Origin of the sequence: Acinetobacter sp. CE-15 (assembly GCF_051059255.1) — a bacterium.
GTDB lineage: Bacteria > Pseudomonadota > Gammaproteobacteria > Pseudomonadales > Moraxellaceae > Acinetobacter > Acinetobacter guillouiae.
Genome location: NZ_CP192737.1, coordinates 2,622,442 through 2,644,048 on the forward strand (window position 1 = coordinate 2,622,442; position 21,607 = coordinate 2,644,048).

20 protein-coding genes are annotated in these 21,607 nt (G+C 38.4%); 8 read left to right on the forward strand and 12 right to left on the reverse strand.

Going from position 1 to position 21,607, the window contains the following annotated elements; translation table 11 throughout:
• Window positions 1-3,171 carry an efflux RND transporter permease subunit gene (locus ACQ7EO_RS12230; RefSeq protein ID WP_434277440.1) on the forward strand — a complete coding sequence of 1,057 codons (3,171 nt, stop codon included), beginning with the start codon at window positions 1-3 and terminating at the stop codon, window positions 3,169-3,171.
• A gap of 259 nt (window positions 3,172-3,430) precedes the next feature.
• Window positions 3,431-4,675 (forward strand): transposase, encoded by a 1,245-nt coding sequence (locus tag ACQ7EO_RS12235; protein WP_262086299.1) that lies wholly within the window; start codon window positions 3,431-3,433, stop codon window positions 4,673-4,675.
• A 125-nt stretch (window positions 4,676-4,800) separates the two neighbouring features.
• Here the strand turns inward: ACQ7EO_RS12235 and ACQ7EO_RS12240 are convergent, their stop codons facing one another.
• The 4 genes from ACQ7EO_RS12240 to msrB form a co-directional block, all read right to left on the reverse strand.
• Entirely contained in the window at window positions 4,801-5,421 is a 621-nt protein-coding gene (locus ACQ7EO_RS12240; protein ID WP_434277442.1) for a LysE family translocator, read from the reverse strand.
• Window positions 5,422-5,492: 71 nt separating this feature from the next.
• Window positions 5,493-6,338: an AraC family transcriptional regulator gene (locus ACQ7EO_RS12245; protein WP_434277443.1), complete on the reverse strand. Its 846-nt coding sequence runs from the start codon at window positions 6,336-6,338 to the stop codon at window positions 5,493-5,495.
• 35 nt (window positions 6,339-6,373) lie between these two features.
• Window positions 6,374-6,856, reverse strand: a complete 483-nt coding sequence (locus tag ACQ7EO_RS12250) for a glutathione peroxidase (RefSeq protein ID WP_096733977.1) — start codon at window positions 6,854-6,856, stop codon at window positions 6,374-6,376.
• Entirely contained in the window at window positions 6,853-7,272 is a 420-nt protein-coding gene (gene msrB / locus ACQ7EO_RS12255) for a peptide-methionine (R)-S-oxide reductase MsrB (RefSeq protein WP_004821128.1), read from the reverse strand. The genes ACQ7EO_RS12250 and msrB overlap by 4 nt, the downstream gene beginning before the upstream one ends.
• Window positions 7,273-7,423: 151 nt before the next feature.
• Between msrB and ACQ7EO_RS12260 the strand changes: the two genes are divergently transcribed.
• Both ACQ7EO_RS12260 and ACQ7EO_RS12265 read left to right on the forward strand, forming a co-directional pair.
• Complete coding sequence (locus ACQ7EO_RS12260; protein WP_004720962.1) at window positions 7,424-8,659, forward strand: pyridoxal phosphate-dependent aminotransferase; 1,236 nt, start codon at window positions 7,424-7,426, stop codon at window positions 8,657-8,659.
• Window positions 8,660-8,965: 306 nt separating this feature from the next.
• The gene (locus tag ACQ7EO_RS12265) at window positions 8,966-10,024 is read left to right on the forward strand and encodes a type II asparaginase (RefSeq protein WP_004720964.1); all 1,059 of its coding nucleotides are present in this window, start codon (window positions 8,966-8,968) and stop codon (window positions 10,022-10,024) included.
• A 126-nt stretch (window positions 10,025-10,150) separates the two neighbouring features.
• Here the strand turns inward: ACQ7EO_RS12265 and ACQ7EO_RS12270 are convergent, their stop codons facing one another.
• Complete coding sequence (locus ACQ7EO_RS12270; RefSeq protein WP_434277445.1) at window positions 10,151-11,497, reverse strand: esterase-like activity of phytase family protein; 1,347 nt, start codon at window positions 11,495-11,497, stop codon at window positions 10,151-10,153.
• Window positions 11,498-11,607: 110 nt separating this feature from the next.
• Here ACQ7EO_RS12270 and ACQ7EO_RS12275 point away from each other — a divergent pair, with 110 nt between their 5' ends.
• Window positions 11,608-12,147, forward strand: a complete 540-nt coding sequence (locus ACQ7EO_RS12275; RefSeq protein ID WP_434277446.1) for a hypothetical protein — start codon at window positions 11,608-11,610, stop codon at window positions 12,145-12,147.
• A gap of 68 nt (window positions 12,148-12,215) precedes the next feature.
• Here the strand turns inward: ACQ7EO_RS12275 and tsaD are convergent, their stop codons facing one another.
• Window positions 12,216-13,232: a tRNA (adenosine(37)-N6)-threonylcarbamoyltransferase complex transferase subunit TsaD gene (gene tsaD / locus ACQ7EO_RS12280; RefSeq protein WP_239045761.1), complete on the reverse strand. Its 1,017-nt coding sequence runs from the start codon at window positions 13,230-13,232 to the stop codon at window positions 12,216-12,218.
• A gap of 145 nt (window positions 13,233-13,377) precedes the next feature.
• On the opposite strand from tsaD, the gene rpsU reads away from it, so the two are divergent.
• Together rpsU and ACQ7EO_RS12290 are read left to right on the forward strand one after the other, a co-directional pair.
• Window positions 13,378-13,593 (forward strand): 30S ribosomal protein S21, encoded by a 216-nt coding sequence (rpsU, locus tag ACQ7EO_RS12285; protein WP_001136722.1) that lies wholly within the window; start codon window positions 13,378-13,380, stop codon window positions 13,591-13,593.
• Between the two features lie 38 nt (window positions 13,594-13,631).
• Window positions 13,632-14,078, forward strand: a complete 447-nt coding sequence (locus tag ACQ7EO_RS12290; RefSeq protein WP_004720970.1) for a GatB/YqeY domain-containing protein — start codon at window positions 13,632-13,634, stop codon at window positions 14,076-14,078.
• Between the two features lie 124 nt (window positions 14,079-14,202).
• On the opposite strand, the gene ACQ7EO_RS12295 is transcribed toward ACQ7EO_RS12290, so the two are convergent.
• The 6 genes from ACQ7EO_RS12295 to ACQ7EO_RS12320 form a co-directional block, all read right to left on the reverse strand.
• Entirely contained in the window at window positions 14,203-14,763 is a 561-nt protein-coding gene (locus ACQ7EO_RS12295) for a GNAT family N-acetyltransferase (protein ID WP_434277449.1), read from the reverse strand.
• 38 nt (window positions 14,764-14,801) lie between these two features.
• On the reverse strand, window positions 14,802-15,161 hold the full coding sequence (locus tag ACQ7EO_RS12300; protein WP_034612790.1) for a hypothetical protein: 360 nt from the start codon (window positions 15,159-15,161) through the stop codon (window positions 14,802-14,804).
• Window positions 15,162-15,304: 143 nt separating this feature from the next.
• Window positions 15,305-16,702, reverse strand: a complete 1,398-nt coding sequence (locus ACQ7EO_RS12305; protein WP_434279616.1) for a M48 family metalloprotease — start codon at window positions 16,700-16,702, stop codon at window positions 15,305-15,307.
• 172 nt (window positions 16,703-16,874) lie between these two features.
• Window positions 16,875-17,840 (reverse strand): 2-hydroxyacid dehydrogenase, encoded by a 966-nt coding sequence (locus ACQ7EO_RS12310; protein ID WP_209826286.1) that lies wholly within the window; start codon window positions 17,838-17,840, stop codon window positions 16,875-16,877.
• A 34-nt stretch (window positions 17,841-17,874) separates the two neighbouring features.
• Complete coding sequence (locus tag ACQ7EO_RS12315; RefSeq protein ID WP_434277451.1) at window positions 17,875-18,582, reverse strand: hypothetical protein; 708 nt, start codon at window positions 18,580-18,582, stop codon at window positions 17,875-17,877.
• A 152-nt stretch (window positions 18,583-18,734) separates the two neighbouring features.
• On the reverse strand, window positions 18,735-18,947 hold the full coding sequence (locus ACQ7EO_RS12320) for a hypothetical protein (RefSeq protein WP_004821110.1): 213 nt from the start codon (window positions 18,945-18,947) through the stop codon (window positions 18,735-18,737).
• Between the two features lie 735 nt (window positions 18,948-19,682).
• Between ACQ7EO_RS12320 and ACQ7EO_RS12325 the strand changes: the two genes are divergently transcribed.
• Entirely contained in the window at window positions 19,683-21,311 is a 1,629-nt protein-coding gene (locus ACQ7EO_RS12325; RefSeq protein ID WP_434277453.1) for a long-chain-fatty-acid--CoA ligase, read from the forward strand.
• Window positions 21,312-21,607 lie beyond the last annotated feature (296 nt).

The following is a 21,607-nucleotide window of genomic DNA, read 5'->3' on the forward strand; positions in this document are numbered from 1 at the left end:
ATGAATTTCTCCGCTTGGTCGATTAAAAATCCGATTCCCGGTATCTTGCTTTTTATCATGCTTGGTTTAGCCGGTTTGATGTGTTTTCATTGGATGAAAATCCAACAATTTCCCGATATTGAATTACCGATGGTTACGGTTACTGCGGCTTTACCCGGTGCAGCACCACCGCAACTGGAAACAGAAGTTGCACGTAAAATTGAGAACTCGATTGCAACTTTACAGGGACTTAAAAATCAATATACCAATATCCAAGATGGTGTAGTTACCGTAACTGCCGAGTTCCAACTGGAAAAACCACTGCAAGAAGCTGTGGATGATGTCCGTAACGCGGTTTCACAAGTACGTTCAGATTTACCTGCGGATCTTCGTGATCCAATTGTCAGTAAAATCAATCTTTCAGGTTCACCGATTCTCACCTACACCATCCAATCCCCTCGTATGGATGAGGAAACACTGTCTTGGTTTGTGGATTATGACGTTGCACGTGCAATGTTAAAAGTCAAAGGCGTTGGTGCGGTTTCTCGTGTAGGCGGTGTCACGCGTCAAGTTGAAGTTGAATTAGATCCTGAAAAACTCTTGGCGTTAAATGCCACAGCAACAGACATCACCCGACAATTACGCCTTGTTCAGCAAGATGCTTCTGGTGGGCAAACCAAAATAGGCGGCAGTGAACAGTCTATTCGTACCATTGCCACAGTAAAAACTGCTGCTGAAATTGCAGCAATGGATATTGCCTTGAGTGATGGCAGACATATCCGACTCGATCAAGTTGCCAGCATTCGCGATGGCATTGCTGAACGACGTTCTGCTGCACTGTTAAATGGCCACCCCGTGATTGGCTTTGAAATTACCCGCAGTAAAGGTGCAAGTGAAGTTGATGTTGAAATCGGAGTAAAAGAGGCACTAGAAACATTAAAAGCGGCGCATCCCGATATTAAAATCACTGAAGCATTTAACTTTGTAAATCCTGTGGTTGATAACTATAAAGGCTCAATGTCCTTGCTGTATGAAGGCGCACTTCTTGCAATCTTGGTGGTTTGGTTATTTTTACGAGATTGGCGTGCCACGATCATTGCGGCTACTGCCCTGCCTTTGTCCATTCTACCTGCCCTAATTGGCATGTATTACTTAGGTTTTACTTTAAATATTGTCACACTGTTAGCCATGTCGTTGGTTGTGGGAATACTGGTTGATGATGCCATTGTAGAAATTGAAAATATCATCCGGCATCTTCGAATGGGGAAAACACCTTATGAAGCGGCCATGGAGGCAGCCGATGAAATTGGTTTAGCCGTGATTGCCACAACTTTCACCTTGATTGCAGTGTTCTTACCCACTGCCTTTATGAGTGGTATTGCAGGTAAATTCTTTGTGCAATTTGGCTGGACAGCGGCTTTGGCTATTTTTGCCTCACTCTTGGTGGCACGCTTACTGACGCCTATGATGTCAGCCTATATTCTTAAACCTTGGGTTGGTAAAGTTGAAAGTCATCATGACAATCAAGTATTAGATGATCAAAGCCAACCAATCAAAGATCATGGTGATCTTGAACTTCAACATGATCGTGCCAAAGATGGTCGGGTGATGCGCGCCTATATGCGGATGGTCACGTGGTGTTTAAATCATCGTTGGATCACCTTAAGCAGTGCCATCATATTTTTTATTGCTTCACTGATGCTCATCCCATTACTCCCTACAGGCTTTGTTCCACCACCTGACACTGGGCAGACCCAAGTGCGTGTAGAGCTTCCACCAGGTTCACAATTTCCAGATACCTTAAAAGCAGCAGAATACGCCCGTAGTTTAATTAAAGATCATCCTGAAATTAAAAGTGTCTATACCACGATTGGCGGTGGATCAGCAGGTACAGATCCTTTTGCGGGTGGTGCATCAAGTGAACCAAGAAAAGCAACCTTAACCATTCAAGTCACAGCACGTTCAGACCGTGCTGCAAGTTTGCAAAAAATTGAAAATGACTTGCGCCAACGTTTAGCTCCACTGCCTGGTGCACGAATTCAAGTCGGTATTGCAGGCAACAACAGCCAATATCAAATTGCGCTGTCAGGTGATGACCCTGATGTATTAATCAATACAGCACGTCAAGTAGAACGAGAAATCCGGACTATTCCAAATATTGGTAGTATTACCTCAAGCGCAGCATTGATTCGCCCTGAATTGGTGATTCGCCCTGACTTTGCAAAAGCTGCGGATTTAGGCATTACCACACAAAATATCGCTGAAACTGTGCGTATTGCCACGGCGGGAGATTTTGATCAGAACTTGGCAAAATTAAACCTATCGCAACGACAAATTCCGATCGTCATCAAACTGCCCCTGTCTGCACGTCAAGACCAAGATCTGATTAAACGCTTGATGATTACTGGTAGTAAAGGTCCAGTGATGTTAGGCACCATTGCACAAGTCAATATTGAAAGCGGTCCTTCACAAATTGACCGTTTTAACCGTTTACGTAACATCAACTTTAATATTGAGCTCAATGATCAACCTTTAGGCGATGTTGCGGCTGCTGTAGATAAACTTCCAACCATCAAAAACTTACCTCCGACGGTAAAACGTACCAATCTGGGTGATGCCGATGTGATGGAACAGCTCTTTGCTAGCTTTGGTTTAGCTATGCTCACAGGCGTATTGTGTATCTATGTGGTCTTGGTGCTCCTGTTTAAAGACTTCTTACAACCGATCACCATTTTAGTGGCATTACCTTTGGCACTGGGTGGTGCGTTTGTGCTACTGCTTTTAGCAAAAAGTAGTTTTTCGATGCCAAGTTTGATTGGCTTAATCATGCTGATGGGAATTGCCAGTAAAAACTCGATTCTTTTGGTCGATTATGCAATTATCGCCCGTAATGAACGGCAGTATTCACGGATGAATGCGCTCTTAGATGCCTGCCATAAGCGTGCACGGCCCATTATTATGACCACTTTAGCGATGGGTGCAGGTATGTTTCCGATTGCCTTAGGAATAGGTACAGATCCAAGTTTTAGAGCACCGATGGCAATCTCTGTAATTGGTGGACTGATTACCAGTACCTTTTTATCATTATTGGTTATTCCTGTTGTGTATACTTTTATTGATGATATTCACAACATGTTATTCAAACGCAATAAAGCCAATAAATCGAAAGAAGCAAGCGTATCTCATTCTTGATTTTTAAAATTGAATCAGATGACAACATAATGTAAAAGAGAATGCCTATCTAGATCTTTATTAGGCTTCTTTCATAAGTCCTTTTTAAAACTATAAATCAACATAAAAAGCACCCTCATCCTAGCCTTCTCCCACTGGGCATAGGTATCTACACAATTAAATCTATTTAAGTTAAATTGGAGAGCATGCTCTCCAATTTAACATTCCACACTTAGATAACCGATTAGTTAAACGCTACGGAAGTCTTGTAAAACTTAATATGAATCCACTTGCTTCATTAGCCCCAGCGCTTAAAGATATTGCCTCTACCCAAAAGACTAGCTTTGCTACAACCCAAGCAGTTTGGCGTTTCTTAAATAACGAAAACGTTTCATTTCAACAACTCAATCAGCCTCTTCAGAAACTTGCGCTTGAACAAATCGCTCTATCGAATCACCACTATGCCTTAGTTGCTCATGATTGGTCTCAACTACAATATTTCAAACATAACAACAAGTTAAATAGATTCAAAAGAACACATGCAAGTGACAAAGGCTATGAATTACAAAGCAGTTTATTAATTGATGCTGAAACGGGTTTACCCATTGCACCATTAGATCAAACTTTATGTGATGCTACTGGACGTTATTCAACATTTACTGATGGGCATAAAATAAAAGAAACCCACTTAAATGCACTATGTGAACAAATCGAACATATTGAGTCTTTACCAATAGAAAAGAAACTCGTACATATTATTGATCGTGAAGGAGATTCAATTGCTCATCTTAGATTATTGAATCAACAAGAACATTTATTTCTTATTCGAGGTAAAGAAGGAAATCGTGTTGAATATCAAGGAGAAGATGTTAAGTTAAGGGAAGTGTCAGACCAAATACCAACTACACAAACCCATACAATTCAATATAAAGGGAATTGCGAACAACTCTATGTTGGTGAAACTCAAATCAGTATTACACGTAATGCAAGACCAATGCAGAAAGACGAAACGGGAAAAAGAGTTCCACCACAAAAGGGAAAGTCATTAACCGTTCGACTGATTGTAGTTGAAGTTAAAAATAAGCAAGGAAAATCACTTTCTCGTTGGAGCTTATTAAGTAATGTATCATCAGAAATTCCAAGTATAGAATTGGCAACTTGGTATTACTGGCGTTGGAAAATAGAAAACTATTTTAAGTTGTTAAAACAGGCGGGCCATGACATTGAGTCATGGCTACAAACAACTCCGCAAGCGATATTAAGACGACTCTTAATTGCAAGTATGGCATGTGTGTTAACTTGGCGAATACAGCGAGAAAATGATGAGAAAAATTCAAGAGTTAGAGTCTTTCTAACACGTCTATCAGGAAGACAACAAAAAAGAGGAACAAGGGAAAGTGCTCCTGCAATTTTGGCTGGTCTGTCAATATTACTGAATACACTACAATTATTATCTGAACATTCGGTTGATGACCTTAAGCTGATTGCTGAAATTGCATTAGAGTCTCTACAAAAAGATGTGTAGATACCAATGCCCAGTGGGAGAAGGGACTTTCAATACCAATATGATTCACTCTACATGATCATTTTTTGATTTATCAAAGATCTTTATTAGATAGGCATGTTTTTATTTGAGCTAATTTTATTTGATTAATTCAGCAACAAAGCCGCAGCAAATAAGCCAAAGCAAAAGGATGAAAGATAATAAATATATTTGATTTTGGTTTTAAACCAATGCATAGCTTTATTTTGAGTCATCAATCGCACCAAAAACAAGTTCCAGATCAAAACTACACTCACCATCCACAGACAGGTTAAAGTCAGTTGAACAACATTATAGTGTTGATAAATTGCCATAATAATACTGCTATAAAACAGAATATTTTTAGGATTTAATAAACTCGACTGTACCCCCAGTAAGACATATTTCATCCATGCAAAGGTGGGTTTATTTTGGTGTTCTAGATGGTAATCCACTGTTAGCTTTGCTTGTTGTGCAAATATAAAACATCGATAAGACAAATAGCTTAAATAAGCAATACAGCCCCATTTTACCAGCTTTAAAATTTCATCATCGAATTTGCCAAGAAAAAACAATGAGCCCCAAATAAGGCCTATCACGGCAACATTTCCCAAGACGATCCCTAAACAAACAGCTCTCGCCGCATGTGGCCCATTTCGAAACAATGAGGTTAAAATAAGAAAAAAATCAGGGCCGGGTGAAAGTAAAGCGATGAAATGGGTGACAATCACAATAATGAACAGTTGCATTACTCGATCCAAAAAATATTTAGATAAGCTTAAACATTTTAGAACCTATTATCTTGTAGATAATTGCGCAGTTAGAGCATGACAAACTGCGCTTGAAACTGCTTCGGCGTGATTCCTGTATGCGATTTAAACACATGATGAAAATGACTTTGGTCTGTAAACCCCAAATCATGTGCAACTTGAATAATTGCTTCTCCAGACTTCAAACGCTTTCTGGCTATATTTATTTTTTGATTTAATTGATACGCATGTGGTGTTAAGCCAAAATTATTTTTAAACAAGCGAATAATGGCATAACGACTAATCCCGAGGCTTTGACTGAGATCCTCTAAAGAAAGCATCTGTTTACTATGCTTCATATCATCAATAATTGCCCCCAAATGCTTTTGAAAATAATCAGACTGCTTTAATAACGTAAATTCAAAATTGGGCAATAATATTTCACTCAGCACTTCAATTAATTGTTGTTGTTTGAATAAAATCGATATGGTTGGATCAAATAACAGCTGATTTAACTGCGTAAATGCTTGGTATATATGTGGGTTTGTTAAAATTTGTGGTTTTAGCAACGGAATATGATGGGGATAAAGCTGCTCAATATCTTTGACTAATTCTGAAACGAGTTGAGCAACCCAATGTGCATCTAAATGCATCATCTGATAACTCCATGCTTGATTTTCCAGTGGATTACATGCGTGTTCCACCTCAGCAGGAATGATCACTACGCTTCCTGTTTGAATTTGCTCCTCACTGGCAAAATAGCTACTAAAGCGACTTATTCCACAATCTACAGCACCAATCGAAAAGGTCGGATGGCTATGTGATTTATAGCAAATACGGCTTTGACATGCCCTACGTGTTTCGACATAGGGCATTTGCGGATTAGTCCAAAATTCAACTGTAGTGTCTAATTGCATTATATCCTCAGTCTTATTTTGGTCTTTACAACAGGTTATTCTGCTAAAGCTTTTTCAATATCCTGTTCTATATCCTCAGGCTTCGTGGTTGGTGCATAGCGGTTAATCACTTCGCCTTTCTTATTAATTAAGAATTTGGTGAAATTCCACTTAATGCCACTGCCGAGTATGCCTTTACTGTTATTGGTTAAATAACGGAATATCACATGCGCTTCAGGCCCTTTTACATTCACTTTAGCGAACATTGGAAAAGAAACACCATAATTGCGTTGGCAATAAGCACCGATTTGCTCATTTGTACCTGGGTCTTGTCCACCGAACTGGTTACAAGGAAATCCTAAAACTTCAAGACCTTGGTCTTTATATTTCTCGTAAACCTTTTCTAATCCTGCAAATTGTGGAGTGAAGCCACATTTACTTGCAGTATTTACAATCAATAAAACTTTTCCTTCATAATCAGAAAAAGATTTATTTTCACCCTCTAACAGCTCAGCCTCAAACTGATAAATGTTGGTCATGGATACGTTTCCTCGTCGCCTTTTTCTTGTGATTTTAATTCTAAAGAAGCGGAATTTACGCAGTAGCGTAAGCCCGTTGGTTGTGGTCCATCTTCAAATACATGCCCCAAATGAGCGTCGCAATGATGGCATATAATTTCTACACGTTCCATACCATGCGAATGATCATCTTGTTCTTCTATAACAGTATTATTGATCGGTTTAAAAAAGCTCGGCCAACCACAACCACTGTCATATTTGGTTTCTGAAGAGAATAATTCTTCCCCACAACATCGACATACATAGGTTCCATGCTGCTTGGAATTCCAATACTTTCCAGTAAAGGCAGCTTCAGTGCCCTTTTGTCGAGTGATTTTAAATTCCTCTGGTGATAACTCTCTTTGCCATTCTCGGTCTGTTTTATTGAGTTTTCCCATCATTAAACTCCTTTAAATCTTTGACATTCAATGTCATGCTTCAGTACTTCCATATTTACGCTAGAGCTTGGAAAATTTCTAGCTAAATTTCAACATAGATTGTGATATTTCAGTAATCTATTTTTTTAACTCAAAATAATTGGATAAAATTATGTCCGTTTTAGGTAACACAACCCCACGTGAAATCAAGAAATCGTCAAAGCTAGAGCATGTTTGCTACGACATTCGTGGACCAGTGTTACGAGCGGCCAATGAGATGGAAGAAGCCGGTCATAAAATTATTAAATTAAATATCGGTAACCCCGCCCCGTTCGGCTTTGAAGCCCCGCAAGAAATTATCAATGATGTGGCTTTAAATTTGCCTAATGCTGTCGGTTATACAGATTCAAAAGGGATCTTCCCTGCGCGTAAAGCCATTTGTCAGTATTATCAGCAAAAAGGCATCTTAGATTTACATGTCAAAGATGTGTATATCGGGAATGGTGTATCCGAACTGATCGTTATGGCGATGCAAGGTTTATTGGATGATGGCGATGAAATGCTGGTTCCAATGCCAGATTACCCATTATGGACGGCAGCCGTAAATCTATCAGGTGGTACAGCGATTCACTATAAATGTGATGACCAAAACTACTGGTATCCTGATATGGCGGATATGGAAAGTAAAATCACCCCGAATACTCGTGGTATTGTGGTGATTAACCCAAACAATCCAACGGGTTCAGTTTATCCACGCCATGTTTTAGAACAGATTGTCGCATTGGCAAAAAAACATGATCTGATTTTATTTGCAGATGAAATTTACGACAAAATTGTGTATGACGGTATCGAACATGTCTCTGTTGCAGCATTAGCAGGAAACCATTTATGTGTTTCTTTTAATGGTTTATCTAAAGCCTATCGTATTGCAGGCTACCGTTCTGGTTGGATGGCGATTACGGGTGATAAGTCACGTGCAATGGATTACATCGAAGGCTTGGACATGCTTGCCTCAATGCGTTTATGTGCCAACCATCAAGCCCAATATGCGATTCAAACTGCTTTAGGCGGCTATCAATCGATTAATGATTTGATCCGCCCAGGTGGTCGTTTGTATGAACAACGCAATATTGCTTGGGAAATGCTTAACGATATTCCTGGTGTGTCGTGCGTAAAACCAGAAGGTGCGATGTATTGTTTCCCTAGACTAGATCCTGAAATCTATCCAATTGAAGATGATGAAAAATTCATGTTAGATTTCCTCAAAGCTGAAAAAGTTTTACTGGTTCAAGGAACAGGTTTTAACTGGCCTACACCTGATCATTTCCGTGTGGTATTCCTCCCCGCAGAAAATGAATTACGTGAAGCAATGAATCGCTTAAGTCGTTTCTTGGCAAAAATGCGTTAATCTTTATAAAGTAAAGATAAGCTCAAAAAGGCATTCAAAATTGAATGCCTTTTTTATTGCTCAAGCATCTGTACAACTAAAAACTTAGTCATTGACGTTATATTGCACAACATCTTCATTGAATGCTGAAAAAACACACTGGCAAGCACTTTATCCAGTTTTAATAGTATGTAACTATAAATTTGAGTGATTATTTGAAAAATTACATTTTTAAATAAGTATGGGCAACAGCTCAGTATTTATATAGATTGAAAAACTGGTACAAAAAATGCTTATGACCAGAACAATGATTGAAAAGGATAGTTTATGAAAAAGACGGTTACTGCACTTACACTTGCAATTGGCATGCTTTTACCCTTTACGAGTTATGCAAAAAATAATGTCGTTGTCGTCGCAACTGGCGGTACGATCGCGGGTGCTGGAGCAAGTTCTACAAATAGCGCAACATACACTGCTGCGAAAGTTCCTGTAGATGATTTGTTGAATGCAGTTCCGCAAATTCAAAATCTTGCCAATGTTACAGGCGTACAGGCTTTACAGGTTGCTTCAGAAAGCATCACTGACAAAGAGCTTTTAACCATTGCACGCAAAGTGAACGAATTGGTTAAAAAGCCTGATGTGAATGGCGTGGTGATTACCCATGGTACAGATACTTTAGAAGAAACTGCTTATTTTCTAAGTCTTACAGTTCATACAGATAAACCAATTGTCGTTGTTGGTTCTATGCGTCCACCTTCAGCACTTTCAGCTGACGGCCCTTTGAACCTGTATAGTGCTGTTGCGCTTGCTGCCGCAGACAGTGCCAAAGGCAAAGGCGTTTTTGTGTTAATGAATGATGATATTTTTGCAGCACGCGATGTGTCAAAGACCATCAATATTCATACCGATGCTTTTGTCAGCCAATGGGGTGCTTTAGGTACACTGGTTGAAGGTAAACCTTATTGGTTTAGAAACGTTGCAAAACGTTTTAACAATAGTTCTGAGTTTAATATTGAAAACATTCAGGGTGATGCGCTACCAATCGTTCAAATCGTTTATGGTTCAGGCAATATGCTTCCAGATGCCTATGTGGCCTATGCGAAAGCGGGTGCTAAAGCCATTATTCATGCGGGTACAGGTAATGGTTCCGTAGCAAATTATATTGTTCCGACATTAAACCAACTCCAGCAACAAGGTGTACAAATCATTCGTTCTTCACGCGTTCCACAAGGTTTTGTGTTACGTAATGCTGAACAGCCTGATGATAAATATGGTTGGGTGGTTGCTCACGATTTGAATCCGCAAAAAGCAAAACTTTTAGCTGCTTTGGCGCTGACCAAAACCAAAGATGCAAAAGAAATTCAACGGATGTTCTGGGAATACTAAGTTTAATCTTTGAATCAAGCTTAATACTTGAATCAACTTTAAAACCAACACAAAGTTAAGCGTGAACTATTGATTAAACCGTCAAATTAATTTGGCGGTTTAATTTTATCTTGAATGGATAATGATTTAATCCGCTGTTAAATCCAATTGATCGAGGATATAAAGTGTATTGCCATCGATAATATTTTTATCGTGATCCAAATACTTTTGTTGCAATACCCCATCTGTTTCAGAAAAAGCATAATCATCATCATTGAGCACTGCTAAATGCTGTTCATCAATCACCCATAGACCTTCAATTTTATCGTGCGGATACTGTAAACGTGCAACCAAATCCACCACTAAGGTCTTTTCTACCGGGTAGATACCCTGTTGAGCCAGACCACTCCAGCCTGCTGTTAACACATATTGTTCCAGGGTTTGTTCCGCAATCAACAGGCCGAATTGTTCATCTTGTCGAATCGTTGAAGTTGGCTTTAGCTTTTCTAAATCAGTGGCATGTTGCAGATTGATTTTATAAATCCGTTTAAATGCTTGAGGATTATCTTTATAGAAATCATCATCACGTTCTGCGACTAGAAATTGTGAGGCACTCAATGCGGTTATTGCCGTATTGGAATAAGTCTTCAGACCTCCTTCTTGTTGATACAGATACTGAGAAACGACTTTGCTTTCTAAATCAATCATCACAATACGCACAAGATCTGATTTGCTTACTGAAGCATCGGGATTGCTCATGGTGGATTGCATAATGCCCACCAGCTTTTTTTGATCGGGTGTAATGGTTAAACCTTCCATCCCTCGATTTTGGCGTCGATTGGCATATTCTTGGGGCAATAAATACCCCGATGTTCTGCGCTCATCTAAAACATAGGCATTGATCCGGTCGATTTCCAGCCCATCTGCATTAAAATGCACAATATGAGGACCATATTCATCACTGACCCAGAAAGTACCATCTTTGAGTGCAACCAAACCTTCAGCATCCAATCCAAATTCATCTGTGCCTATGGCTAATTTCTTGCCATCTTGGTCATAGGCGATTTCTTTACTTGCACCAAAATGCTGATTAGGCAAACCAGTAATATTTCTGCCCGTTGGATCTTTTAATAAAATTTCTTTTATTTTCTGAATAGTTCCATCTTTTTTTAACTCAAATAATCCAATTTTAGGGGTATAGTCAGGCTCTAAAAAGATTTTGCCATGATCCTGATTGACGTTATACGTGGTATTCGGCCCACGATCTGTAAGTGCATAGAATTGATACTTTTCTGTAGGGTGTGCTGAAATTTCTGAACCAAACCCACCACAACGAACCTCGATAAAATGGCCTGGTTTTGCACCATCAGGAATATTGTGAATGTTTAAAACTTCATAAGGTAAACGCACGCCTTGGCTAAATTTTTTATAAAGCTGAGGATCTGTACCAATATTGTTTGGGTGGATATGCTGTTCAGAAGACAATAAGTCCATGTTCCAATCTCATTTTTTAATATTCTGATTATTTTTTATCATGAAATCAGATAAACCACAGTAAAAGAAATGCGATAAACTGTGCAGAAACACCTTCAAAGTCAATATAAATGAAAAGATTTTTCGCCCTATCACTGATTGTTTGTTCTGCATCGCTACAATTGGCATATGCTGGGACGACGTTTAAAAAAGTTTCTGAGTGTCAGAGTGATTATTTTAATGGCGATTACTGTTCTAAAGCCAATCTTGCCAAATATAAAAATGCGCTTAAAACAATGCAGCCCAATTTTGATAAAAAATATATTTTACTCAATACTGGAACTTCAGATTCTTTAGAAATGGTTGCTTTAGATACCCAAACAGGGATTGCTTATCCACTCAATTATCAGTTCACGGGTTGGGAAGATAATGAAGGCAATGTCAAAAAGAAGCCCACTTATACATTTGCATTGAATGACGCCAAATTATGCTTAATGGGTTCACAATTCGATGGTGATCACCCTGGCACACATGAAACCTATAGCAATATTAAAAATTGTTTTAGTATCAATCATCAATATGGCCATACAAACTTTGAATCAAATTACGATGATCAGGTTCAATATAACTATGATAACAAAAGCAAAACATGGAAGCCTTATTCGCGTTAAATTTTAAATCCATAAAAAAAGAGGCTTTCGCCTCTTTTTTAAATTTAACAATCCGTTCAATATCGGACTTAAACTAATTCAGGTTTAGTCAATTCAGTCATTGGCCAACGTGGTGTTGTCGTCACCGATAAACCATCTTTTTGTCCAGCTTTTAAACGCTGATAACCTGCAAACGCAATCATTGCGCCATTATCTGTACATAAAGCAGGTTCTGCATAATAAACTGTTGCTTTAATTTTAGCTAAGTCTGCTTCTAAGCGCTCTCTTAAACGTTTATTGGCACTGACACCGCCCGCAATCACCAAACGTCTTAAACCCGATTGTTTTAAGGCTTTAATCGACTTTTTAACCAAAGTATCCACTAAAGCTTCTTGGAATGAAGCTGCAATGTCTGCATCACGTTGTTCTTCACCTAATTTTTTTAACTGCACTGAAACAGCAGTTTTTAGACCACTAAATGAAAAATCTAGCCCTTGATGCAACATTGGACGTGGAAATTCAAACGCGTTTTTGTCACCTTGTTCCGCCAATTTTGAAATATTTGGACCACCGGGATAAGGTAATTTCAACATTTTTGCGACTTTATCAAAAGCTTCACCAGCAGCATCGTCAATCGACTCACCTAGAATTTCGTACTCACCAATTGCATGTGCTGCCATCAATTGAGTGTGTCCACCTGACACTAATAATGCGACAAACGGAAATTCAGGTGGATTTTCGGATAATAATGGAGCAAGCATATGACCTTCCATATGATGCACGCCAATTGCGGGTTTATTCAGCGCAAAAGCCAAGGTACGACCAAATAATGCCCCTGTCATCAGTGCGCCCATTAAGCCAGGGCCGCGCGTATACGCCACTGCATCGATCTCTGATTTTCTCACACCGCTTTGCTCAAGCAACTGATTAATCAGAGGAATTAACTTCCGAACATGATCACGAGAGGCCAATTCAGGGACCACACCACCATACTCTGCATGCAATTTAATTTGACTATATAACACCTGTCCTCTTAAGCCGACTTCATTGTCATAGAGCGCTAATCCTGTTTCATCACATGAAGTTTCTAAGCCCAGAACGATCATTAAATTGCCTTTTACCCATTTCAAAATATTGCTAAAGCTATTATAGACTTGTGGTATGAGATGTAAATGAGTAAAATACTGACCTTCACTTGTGATCTAGGGTAATTCGACCCTGATCTTATCCATAACTTAATGAGGATTCTTCATGCCACAAGTTAAATTGAAAGAAGGCGAACCAGTAGACGTAGCTATCCGTCGTTTCAAACGTTCATGCGAAAAAGCTGGTGTTTTAGCTGATGTTCGTAAACGTGAATTCTACGAGAAACCTACTCAAGAACGTAAACGTAAAAAAGCTGCTGCTGTTAAACGCTACCAAAAGAAATTGGCGCGTGAATCAGTACGTACTACTCGCCTTTACTAAGATTAATTTGTGATTGATTGACTCACCTGGACAGATAAATGACTACTTTAAAAAACCAAATAACTGATGTTTTAAAAGCAACAATGCGTGCTAAAGAAATGGGTAAGTTAACGGTAATTCGTGGTCTACAGGCAGCAATCAAGCAAATCGAAGTCGATGAGCGCATAGAGCTTGACGATACTCAGGTTCTTGCGGTCATTGAAAAGCAAATCAAACAACGTAAAGAATCGGTCAAAGCCTTTGAAGGTGCAGGCCGTGAAGATTTAGCTAGTAAAGAACAAGCCGAAATTGAGGTGTTATCTCAGTTTCTACCTGAAGCTATGTCAGAGGACGAGCTTGATTCTCTCATTGCGCAAACTATTACTGCGCAAGGTGCAACTAGCATGAAAGATATGGGTAAGGTGATGAATTCTCTACGTCCGATCATAGCCGGACGTGCCGATCCAGCACAAGTTTCTGCAAAAATTAAAGCAAAACTTGGCTAAACCCAACGTTCTTAAATCTGAATTTCTGTTTGATTTGGTCTATTTAACAACTTAAATAAAAATTATTTTGCAATGAAATAGTTTCTTGTTAAATAGCCCAAAATCGTCAATCTACAATATCACTTCATTTATTTTCTATCTGATAATGGCAAATATCTCTAAAGCCACCATCGACTGGATTCTGTACAGATTGATATTGAATATCTTTAAGCAAAAACCCTGCTTTTTCACATAATTTTCGTGCCAATATATTTTCTACATCGACATAAGCATTTAAACCTAAAAAATTCCATTTCGAGAATAAACTACTTACAAATAGTGTTAGCGCTTGTGACATATAGCCTTTTTGTTTAAATTTTGAGTTTCCCCAAAACCCAATAGATGCAGTATTTTGCAACCAATCAATTGCATGGATATCGACAACCCCTAAAAAATCATCAGTTTCTTTTAAACGGATAATAAATACAAAGTTCTCTTTATTTAATAACGCCACCAAACGAGATTGGCAGAATGCCATTGAAGCTGGCAAATTAGGTTCTTCCAATGCCCATACTAAACTTGCAGGAAACTTTCTAAGCTCGGTTAAAGTATTTTTTATTGCACTATATAAATCTTCAGCATCAGATACTTGAATGATGTTGAGAACAATCTGCTCATTCTCAATTTGAAATTGGCTAAAATCCATAAATGATGTGGCTCAGATGTAAGATGTTAAAGATAAACCTATTTCAAATCACACTGAATATTATATTTTTTAAGCAGCTGCATTTCAGGTGACAACATCACTTTATCAATCACATTTTGTTTGGTCATAGATTGCGCTGATGGTGGGAGGTATCGACGATTTTCATCTGTCGTTTTATACATATCATCGACATATTTTTTAACAATGCCACAGAATTGTGACTCTTGTTGCGGATTAAACTGACTCAATTTAGGATCTAGACTACGCAAAAAAAATTTCATGTCGGCACTGTATTGCGTCGAAATACGCTCAACTTCTCGAACATAGCTTTCTGGTACTGCTGCAAATGTTGAGTGAGCATAGAAAAAAATGCTGCATGCGATTAAAATTTTCTTCATGTGAATCAAATACTTTATTATAACTTTAAGTGATTTTAGCTTAACCTGTTCAAGCAAGAATAGAAAGTAAATTTTCTTTAATGGCACATTTAAAATTACCCATTATTTTTTAACTCAAGTTTTAAGTTCTTTAAATGTTATTTTTAAATTTTTAACTTCAGCTCATCTTGCATCACTTTTAAGCGTGTATCGATACGGGCACTCATCGCATTATTCTCTTTAGCCAAACGCTTGGCATGTAAAAGTGATTTAATCGCATTTTCTTCATCACCAGACCAATACTGAACTTCTGCCCGATTTCTCAGCACATTGACTGTACGCATTGGATTCTTTTTATCTAAATTTGCCGCTTGTTGTAACAGTTGCCAGCCAATAATATCTTTATTATTTTTATTCACAAAACGATTAACCAATTGCTCAGCTTCTTTGGACTTCTGCTGTCGAATATAAACTTCGGCTAATTTATAACTTAATGCACGATTTTCTGGGGTTATGATTTGCTTACTGATGATGGTTTGATAGGCATCATCTAATTTATTTCGCCCTAAATAAATATCAGTTTGAATCAAAGTGACCAAAGTATGCTCAGCGTTGACCTTCTTGGCTAAATTCAGCTGCGTCTGCGCATTGTCATAATCACCTTGCAGCAAATAAAATTCACTTAAAGCCAATAAACCCGCTAAATTATTCGATTGTGCTAAAGCCAGCAATTGACGGTCAGTGGCTTGTCCCGAAATCACTGCGGTATACCATTTAATAATATCAAAATCAGATTGCTGAGCACGAAAAGGAACTTTTGGAAATTGATTTGCCCTTAATCTTGCTTCACTCATACGCTCTGTTGTTAAGGGATGAGTTAACCAAAAATCAGGTAAAAAGCTTAAACGGCTTGTAGAACGATGCATGGTTTCAAAGAAATCAGCCATACTTTCTGGGTCATATCCAGCCCCATACATAAACTGCATCCCGATCCGATCTGCTTCACGTTCTTGATTTCGGCTATAACTGAGCTGCTTGTCCATCAATGCAGCTTGTGTACCCATCATCACTGCACCACCAATATCACCATCCGCTTTGGACGCCAATGCAGCACCGACGATAATTCCAGCAAGCGCCAATAAACCTTGACCTTTAAATGCTTCTTGTGAACGGCTGTAATGACGTTGTGTGACATGGGCAATTTCATGTCCCATTACACTGGCAACTTCATCCATGTTACTTGAAGCTGTAATCATCCCACTATTTAGGGCAAACATGCCCCCAGGTACTGCAAATGCATTGATCTGAGCATCTTTAATCACCACCAAGCCTACTGGCTGTGAAAGCTGGGTCTGACTGAGAATTTTTGAAAAAACCAGCATAAACTGATCTTCCAGCCAAGGATCTTGCAGAACTGGCATTTGCTGTTGCACTTGACGATAAACTTTTTCACCAATGGTTTTTTCTTTTTGTTGATCAATAAACCCCACCCCACTGCCAATCTCAGGTACTTCAAATTGAGTACTATTCTGAGTTTGCAGAAAATCATCAGCTGAGCTAATTGAAGTGCTTAAGCAGAGACAAAGGCTGAGGAAGGTCTTGTTCAATTGATCGTCCCAATTATTTTAATATTCTAAATATAACATTGAATTTAGTACAAATTCGCAATGAAGTGTTAGGGGGCTGTAAACATTTCATATGTAATTTGCATTGTCAGCAAACATTCAACATCAACTAGAAGTTTTCATTGACTAAATATCTTGGTGTGCGTTGTTCCAAAGCATCGACTAAATTTTGAAAAGCCAGTTCCGCCATTTTCTTGCGCGTCTCGGCGGTTGCTGAACCGATATGCGGTAAAGTCACGACATTATCCAACTCAAACAATGGCGATTGTTGCAACGGTTCTTTTTGGTATACGTCTAGACCCGCAGCAAAAATTTGGCGGTTCTGTAAAGCCTCTGTTAATGCCTGTTCATCCACCACCGAACCACGTGCAATATTGACAAAAACAGCATGCTTTTGCATCAAAGCAAATTCTTGAGCACCGATTAAGGCTTTAGATTGGCTATTTAAATCTACCGCAACCACAACAAAATCAGCTTGTTTTAACAGTGCTTCAAGACTTTTATATTGTGCATTAAACTGTTGTGCAACTTCGATTTTTTCACGGCGATTATGATACAAAATATTCATATTAAAGCCATAAAATCCACGTCGTGCAATTGCCGCACCGATATGACCTAAACCGATTATTCCTAAAGTTTTACCAAAAATTTCTTGACCAAATTGTGTCGCATTGACTGTACGTTGCCACTCACCTTGTTTGGTCCAGTGATCTAAACTCGGTACTTTACGTGCAGCACTCATCAACAAAGTAAAGGCTAAATCCGCTGTCGTTTCGGTTAATACGTGTGGTGTATTCGACAACCAGATTTTCTTTTGATTTAAATAATCAACATCGTAATTATCATAGCCCACACTGACAGAGGAGATAATTTTTAATTTTTCTGCAGTGGCTATATTACTTTCATTAAGCAAACGACCCGCACCAATCATTGCATCTGCATCAACAACCGCTTGACGAATTTGTGCATTGATATCGCCTTGCTTAGGATTCAATACAACCAACTGATATTTTTCTGCTAATTTTGCTTGAACTTCTGAGTCGATTTGACTAAATACAACCACTTTTTTATTCATATCCCAGAAAACCTCTCAGTACAGATCTTGAAAACTAATTCAGTTTATTTTGCATAAATTGCCATAGACGGCGTTTTAATAAAGGTTGCTCAATCATCTCTTGTAAACTTGCCAATTCAAACATTTCAGTATTGCTTAAATAAGGCAATTGACCAAGACTGATGACTTTACGCTCTTGCCTTAAAGCATCAACAAATCCTTGGATATACATCGCAGCCCCTCTTCCATCTTGAAGTTGCAACATTGGAAAAGGCCATTTTAAATCATAAAACTGCCCTACAAGCGCCTGCTGTATATTGCCCCATAGCGTGAATTGGCCAGCGCTGATTTGAGTACAATCGACAAAAATGACACAGCTTTCAATGCAATAGGCTTGGATTTCAAATGGCGCAATTTGTAATGCAGGCTCAACAGTAAAGTTTGTCTGTTGCTGAATTTGCTCAGGTGCCGAAATCTCTTCAGTTTGCTGTGTTTCAGGATTTCGTTTTAATAAAGAAACTTCAGGCTGATGTGCTTTTTCAATCTGTGGCGGCTGTACATTTTGATTTTCTAATTTTGCATCTGATTGAGTTGAATGTGTGTTCAACTCAGGCACAACAGCAATATCCTGTTCAACTTGAGCAATATCACGGTATAGCGCATTTTCATAATGACGTGTTTGAACATCAACCTTGGGTATCCAAAGCTCTATTCCCATCGTAGCCAAAATGCTACGCTGATGTTCTGATACATTCATATTCATTATGGATTCAATACACACTATTCAAGCTATATTTTAGCTGTGTTTTGACTTTTTTGTCGCACTAATCAAAGTAAAAAAACACGATAAATTAAATTTAAGCGCAAGAATATGTTACATGCTGATTTTAGCGACAATCATTGAGCACCAATTCACTATAAGGATGTGATTAAAATTCCGTACTTTGCCGTAAGATACATCCCCTGACGAATGATATCTGTACCATTGGCATGATGAACTTTGAGTTCTTGAGTCAACACATCAAATTGAAAAGCATCATAACAATCTTGATGTTGGCATAACCAATTTAAAGTATCAGCAAGATGTTCATCGACAATATAATTTTCAGCTAAAAAATTTTTAGACATGATGATTCAAAGACAATAAAACAAGAATAGGGTTATTCTAACGTAAATTTAACCATACTGAAAAAACAAAGACAGCCTTAAGCAATAAAATAGAACAATCATAAGCAATCAAACGAGGACATCTATCAGCATAAGATTGAATGAATCAGCTTGCAAAACTAGATTTTTATTATTTTCATTTAGAGATATAACGCTTTCTAAATATCACCATATTTTATCCAATGATCATAATATAGTGATATTTTGAGATCGCTTCTAGAAAATTAATGATGAGCACCACACTTACGGCACTCTTTAACCACAATATTATGTCCAATTTCATATTCAAAACTGTGGATACACAATAATTTTCTGATTTTTTGAAACATTCTAAAACTCCTTTTAATATCTCACATCAATATAGTTTCATCCTAAAACATCAATGCCTTAACAAGACATAGAATATGTTTAGCACATATACATATATCTGAGTAATACTTTTCCCTAGTTCTTTAGTCTGATACCCCACATTTCTTGATCAAATTTTCAAATCATGATAATCCAACTAAGCTATTGTTTTTTATTGGTTAAAATAATAAAAATGTTGCAAAAATATATTGTTTTTAAGCTTGATTTAATCTGACTTTTATATAGGATGAAATGATAGCTTTTTCTATTTAACAATTTTTTTCACTTAGAAAGCTTCTGAGAAAAATACAATTTAAGCCTATCAACAAGATTATAAAGGAATTTTATATGCAAGGACGTATGATGCAGCAACCATTATTAATCAGTAGCCTCATTGAGCATGCTACGCGTTATCATGGTGATACTGCGATTATTTCAAAAAATACCGATGGCACGATTACAAAGACAGATTGGACACATGTAAGTGAAAACGCGAAACGCTTTGCCAATGCACTCGCTGGACTGGGGTTAGGCTTAGGCGACCGAGTTGCAACGATTGCATGGAATAATCATCGTCATCTTGAATCTTGGTATGCAATTTCCGGAAGTGGCTTGGTCTGTCACACCATCAACCCTAGACTTTTTCCTGAACAATTGATCTTTATTATCAATGATGCTCAAGACAAAGTGGTGTTATTTGATAAAACCTTTTTACCGCTAATCAAAGCAGTGAAAGCCCTTACCCCTCATGTAGAACATTTCGTTTATCTAGGTGCTTTTGACCAAGATATTGCCGATGCCCTCCCAGATGTTAAATTCTATGATGTGCTGATTGCAGAACATTCTATACAGTACGAGTGGCCAAATTTTGAGGAAAATACCGCAAGCTCGCTTTGCTATACCTCAGGAACAACGGGCAATCCAAAAGGCGCTTTGTATAGTCACCGCTCAACCATTTTACACACCTATGCGATCGCACTGCCCGACTCACTAAATTTATCTGCAAAAGATATTATGTTGCCTGTGGTTCCCATGTTCCATGTCAATGCCTGGGGTACACCTTATGCCGCAGCAATGGTCGGTTGTACATTGATACTGCCGGGGCCGGGTTTAGATGGTGCCAGTTTAGTGCAAATGATTGATGAATATAAAGTCAGTATTGCGCTCGGTGTACCAACGATTTGGCAAGGCTTGCTTGCCGCAGCAAAACAATCTGGTAGCGCTCTTGAAAGCCTTAAACGCAATGTCGTTGGCGGTTCAGCTTGCCCACCTGCGATGATGAAAGCATTTAGAGACATCTATCATTGCGAAACTATTCATGCATGGGGCATGACTGAAATGAGCCCATTGGGCACAGGCAACCAACTTAAAGCCAAACACCTAAATTTAAGTGAAGAAGAACAATTTAAAGTTCGCTTGTCTCAAGGTCGCCCACCTTTTGGCGTAGATTTACGTATTACCGATGAAGAAAATGGCACACATGAAGTTGCCCGTGATGGACATAGTACGGGGAATCTGCAAGTAAAAGGCCATTGGATTATTGAATCTTATTATGGCAAATCTGAAAAAGCGTTAAGTGCTGATGGTTGGTTTGATACCGGTGATATCGCCACGATTAATGAGGACGGCTATCTGCTGTTAAGTGATCGTGCCAAAGATTTAATTAAATCAGGTGGTGAGTGGATTTCTTCTGTTGAACTTGAAAACATTGCCATGAATCATCCTGAAATTGCGATGGCTGCTGTGATTGCAGCAAACCACCCGAAATGGGATGAACGCCCAGTGGTGATTGCGATTAAACAGCAAGGTAGTCACATTACTGAGCAAGAACTATTGGATTACTATGCAGATAAGATTGCGAAATGGCAAATCCCAGACAAAGTTATTTTTGTTGAATCCATTCCTTTAACAGGTACCGGTAAAATGTTAAAGCGTGATTTACGTGAACAATATGGAGATGTGTTATTAACTGAATAACGCCATTGAAGCGCTTTAGCGTGTAACAACATCTTCAAATCAGTTTTAAAAGCCCAATATTTCATTGGGCTTTTCTACTTCTAAAAAATTAAATATTCAACCCATGATCAGTCTTAAACAATCAGCATAAATCAGCAAGACAAGTGCAATATAAAGATCTTTAATATACTCGCCTATTGGCTTTTAATAGCTATGTACAATATCTTTGCGCTGCTCACATTCCAAGCATTTTACGATGCACTTTGTTTAGCTCAATGATTCATCTCATTTGATATAAGCATAAAAAAACTCGGATC

What these genes read in the sequence shown, in the direction of transcription:
- ACQ7EO_RS12230 (WP_434277440.1), top strand. Translation starts at nt 1, where the DNA reads ATGAATTTCTCCGCTTGGTCGATTAAAAATCCGATTCCCGGTATCTTG.
- ACQ7EO_RS12235 (WP_262086299.1), top strand. Translation starts at nt 3,431, where the DNA reads ATGAATCCACTTGCTTCATTAGCCCCAGCGCTTAAAGATATTGCCTCT.
- ACQ7EO_RS12240 (WP_434277442.1), bottom strand. Translation starts at nt 5,421, where the DNA reads ATGCAACTGTTCATTATTGTGATTGTCACCCATTTCATCGCTTTACTT.
- ACQ7EO_RS12245 (WP_434277443.1), bottom strand. Translation starts at nt 6,338, where the DNA reads ATGCAATTAGACACTACAGTTGAATTTTGGACTAATCCGCAAATGCCC.
- ACQ7EO_RS12250 (WP_096733977.1), bottom strand. Translation starts at nt 6,856, where the DNA reads ATGACCAACATTTATCAGTTTGAGGCTGAGCTGTTAGAGGGTGAAAAT.
- msrB (WP_004821128.1), bottom strand. Translation starts at nt 7,272, where the DNA reads ATGGGAAAACTCAATAAAACAGACCGAGAATGGCAAAGAGAGTTATCA.
- ACQ7EO_RS12260 (WP_004720962.1), top strand. Translation starts at nt 7,424, where the DNA reads ATGTCCGTTTTAGGTAACACAACCCCACGTGAAATCAAGAAATCGTCA.
- ACQ7EO_RS12265 (WP_004720964.1), top strand. Translation starts at nt 8,966, where the DNA reads ATGAAAAAGACGGTTACTGCACTTACACTTGCAATTGGCATGCTTTTA.
- ACQ7EO_RS12270 (WP_434277445.1), bottom strand. Translation starts at nt 11,497, where the DNA reads ATGGACTTATTGTCTTCTGAACAGCATATCCACCCAAACAATATTGGT.
- ACQ7EO_RS12275 (WP_434277446.1), top strand. Translation starts at nt 11,608, where the DNA reads ATGAAAAGATTTTTCGCCCTATCACTGATTGTTTGTTCTGCATCGCTA.
- tsaD (WP_239045761.1), bottom strand. Translation starts at nt 13,232, where the DNA reads ATGATCGTTCTGGGCTTAGAAACTTCATGTGATGAAACAGGATTAGCG.
- rpsU (WP_001136722.1), top strand. Translation starts at nt 13,378, where the DNA reads ATGCCACAAGTTAAATTGAAAGAAGGCGAACCAGTAGACGTAGCTATC.
- ACQ7EO_RS12290 (WP_004720970.1), top strand. Translation starts at nt 13,632, where the DNA reads ATGACTACTTTAAAAAACCAAATAACTGATGTTTTAAAAGCAACAATG.
- ACQ7EO_RS12295 (WP_434277449.1), bottom strand. Translation starts at nt 14,763, where the DNA reads ATGGATTTTAGCCAATTTCAAATTGAGAATGAGCAGATTGTTCTCAAC.
- ACQ7EO_RS12300 (WP_034612790.1), bottom strand. Translation starts at nt 15,161, where the DNA reads ATGAAGAAAATTTTAATCGCATGCAGCATTTTTTTCTATGCTCACTCA.
- ACQ7EO_RS12310 (WP_209826286.1), bottom strand. Translation starts at nt 17,840, where the DNA reads ATGAATAAAAAAGTGGTTGTATTTAGTCAAATCGACTCAGAAGTTCAA.
- ACQ7EO_RS12315 (WP_434277451.1), bottom strand. Translation starts at nt 18,582, where the DNA reads ATGAATATGAATGTATCAGAACATCAGCGTAGCATTTTGGCTACGATG.
- ACQ7EO_RS12320 (WP_004821110.1), bottom strand. Translation starts at nt 18,947, where the DNA reads ATGTCTAAAAATTTTTTAGCTGAAAATTATATTGTCGATGAACATCTT.
- ACQ7EO_RS12325 (WP_434277453.1), top strand. Translation starts at nt 19,683, where the DNA reads ATGCAAGGACGTATGATGCAGCAACCATTATTAATCAGTAGCCTCATT.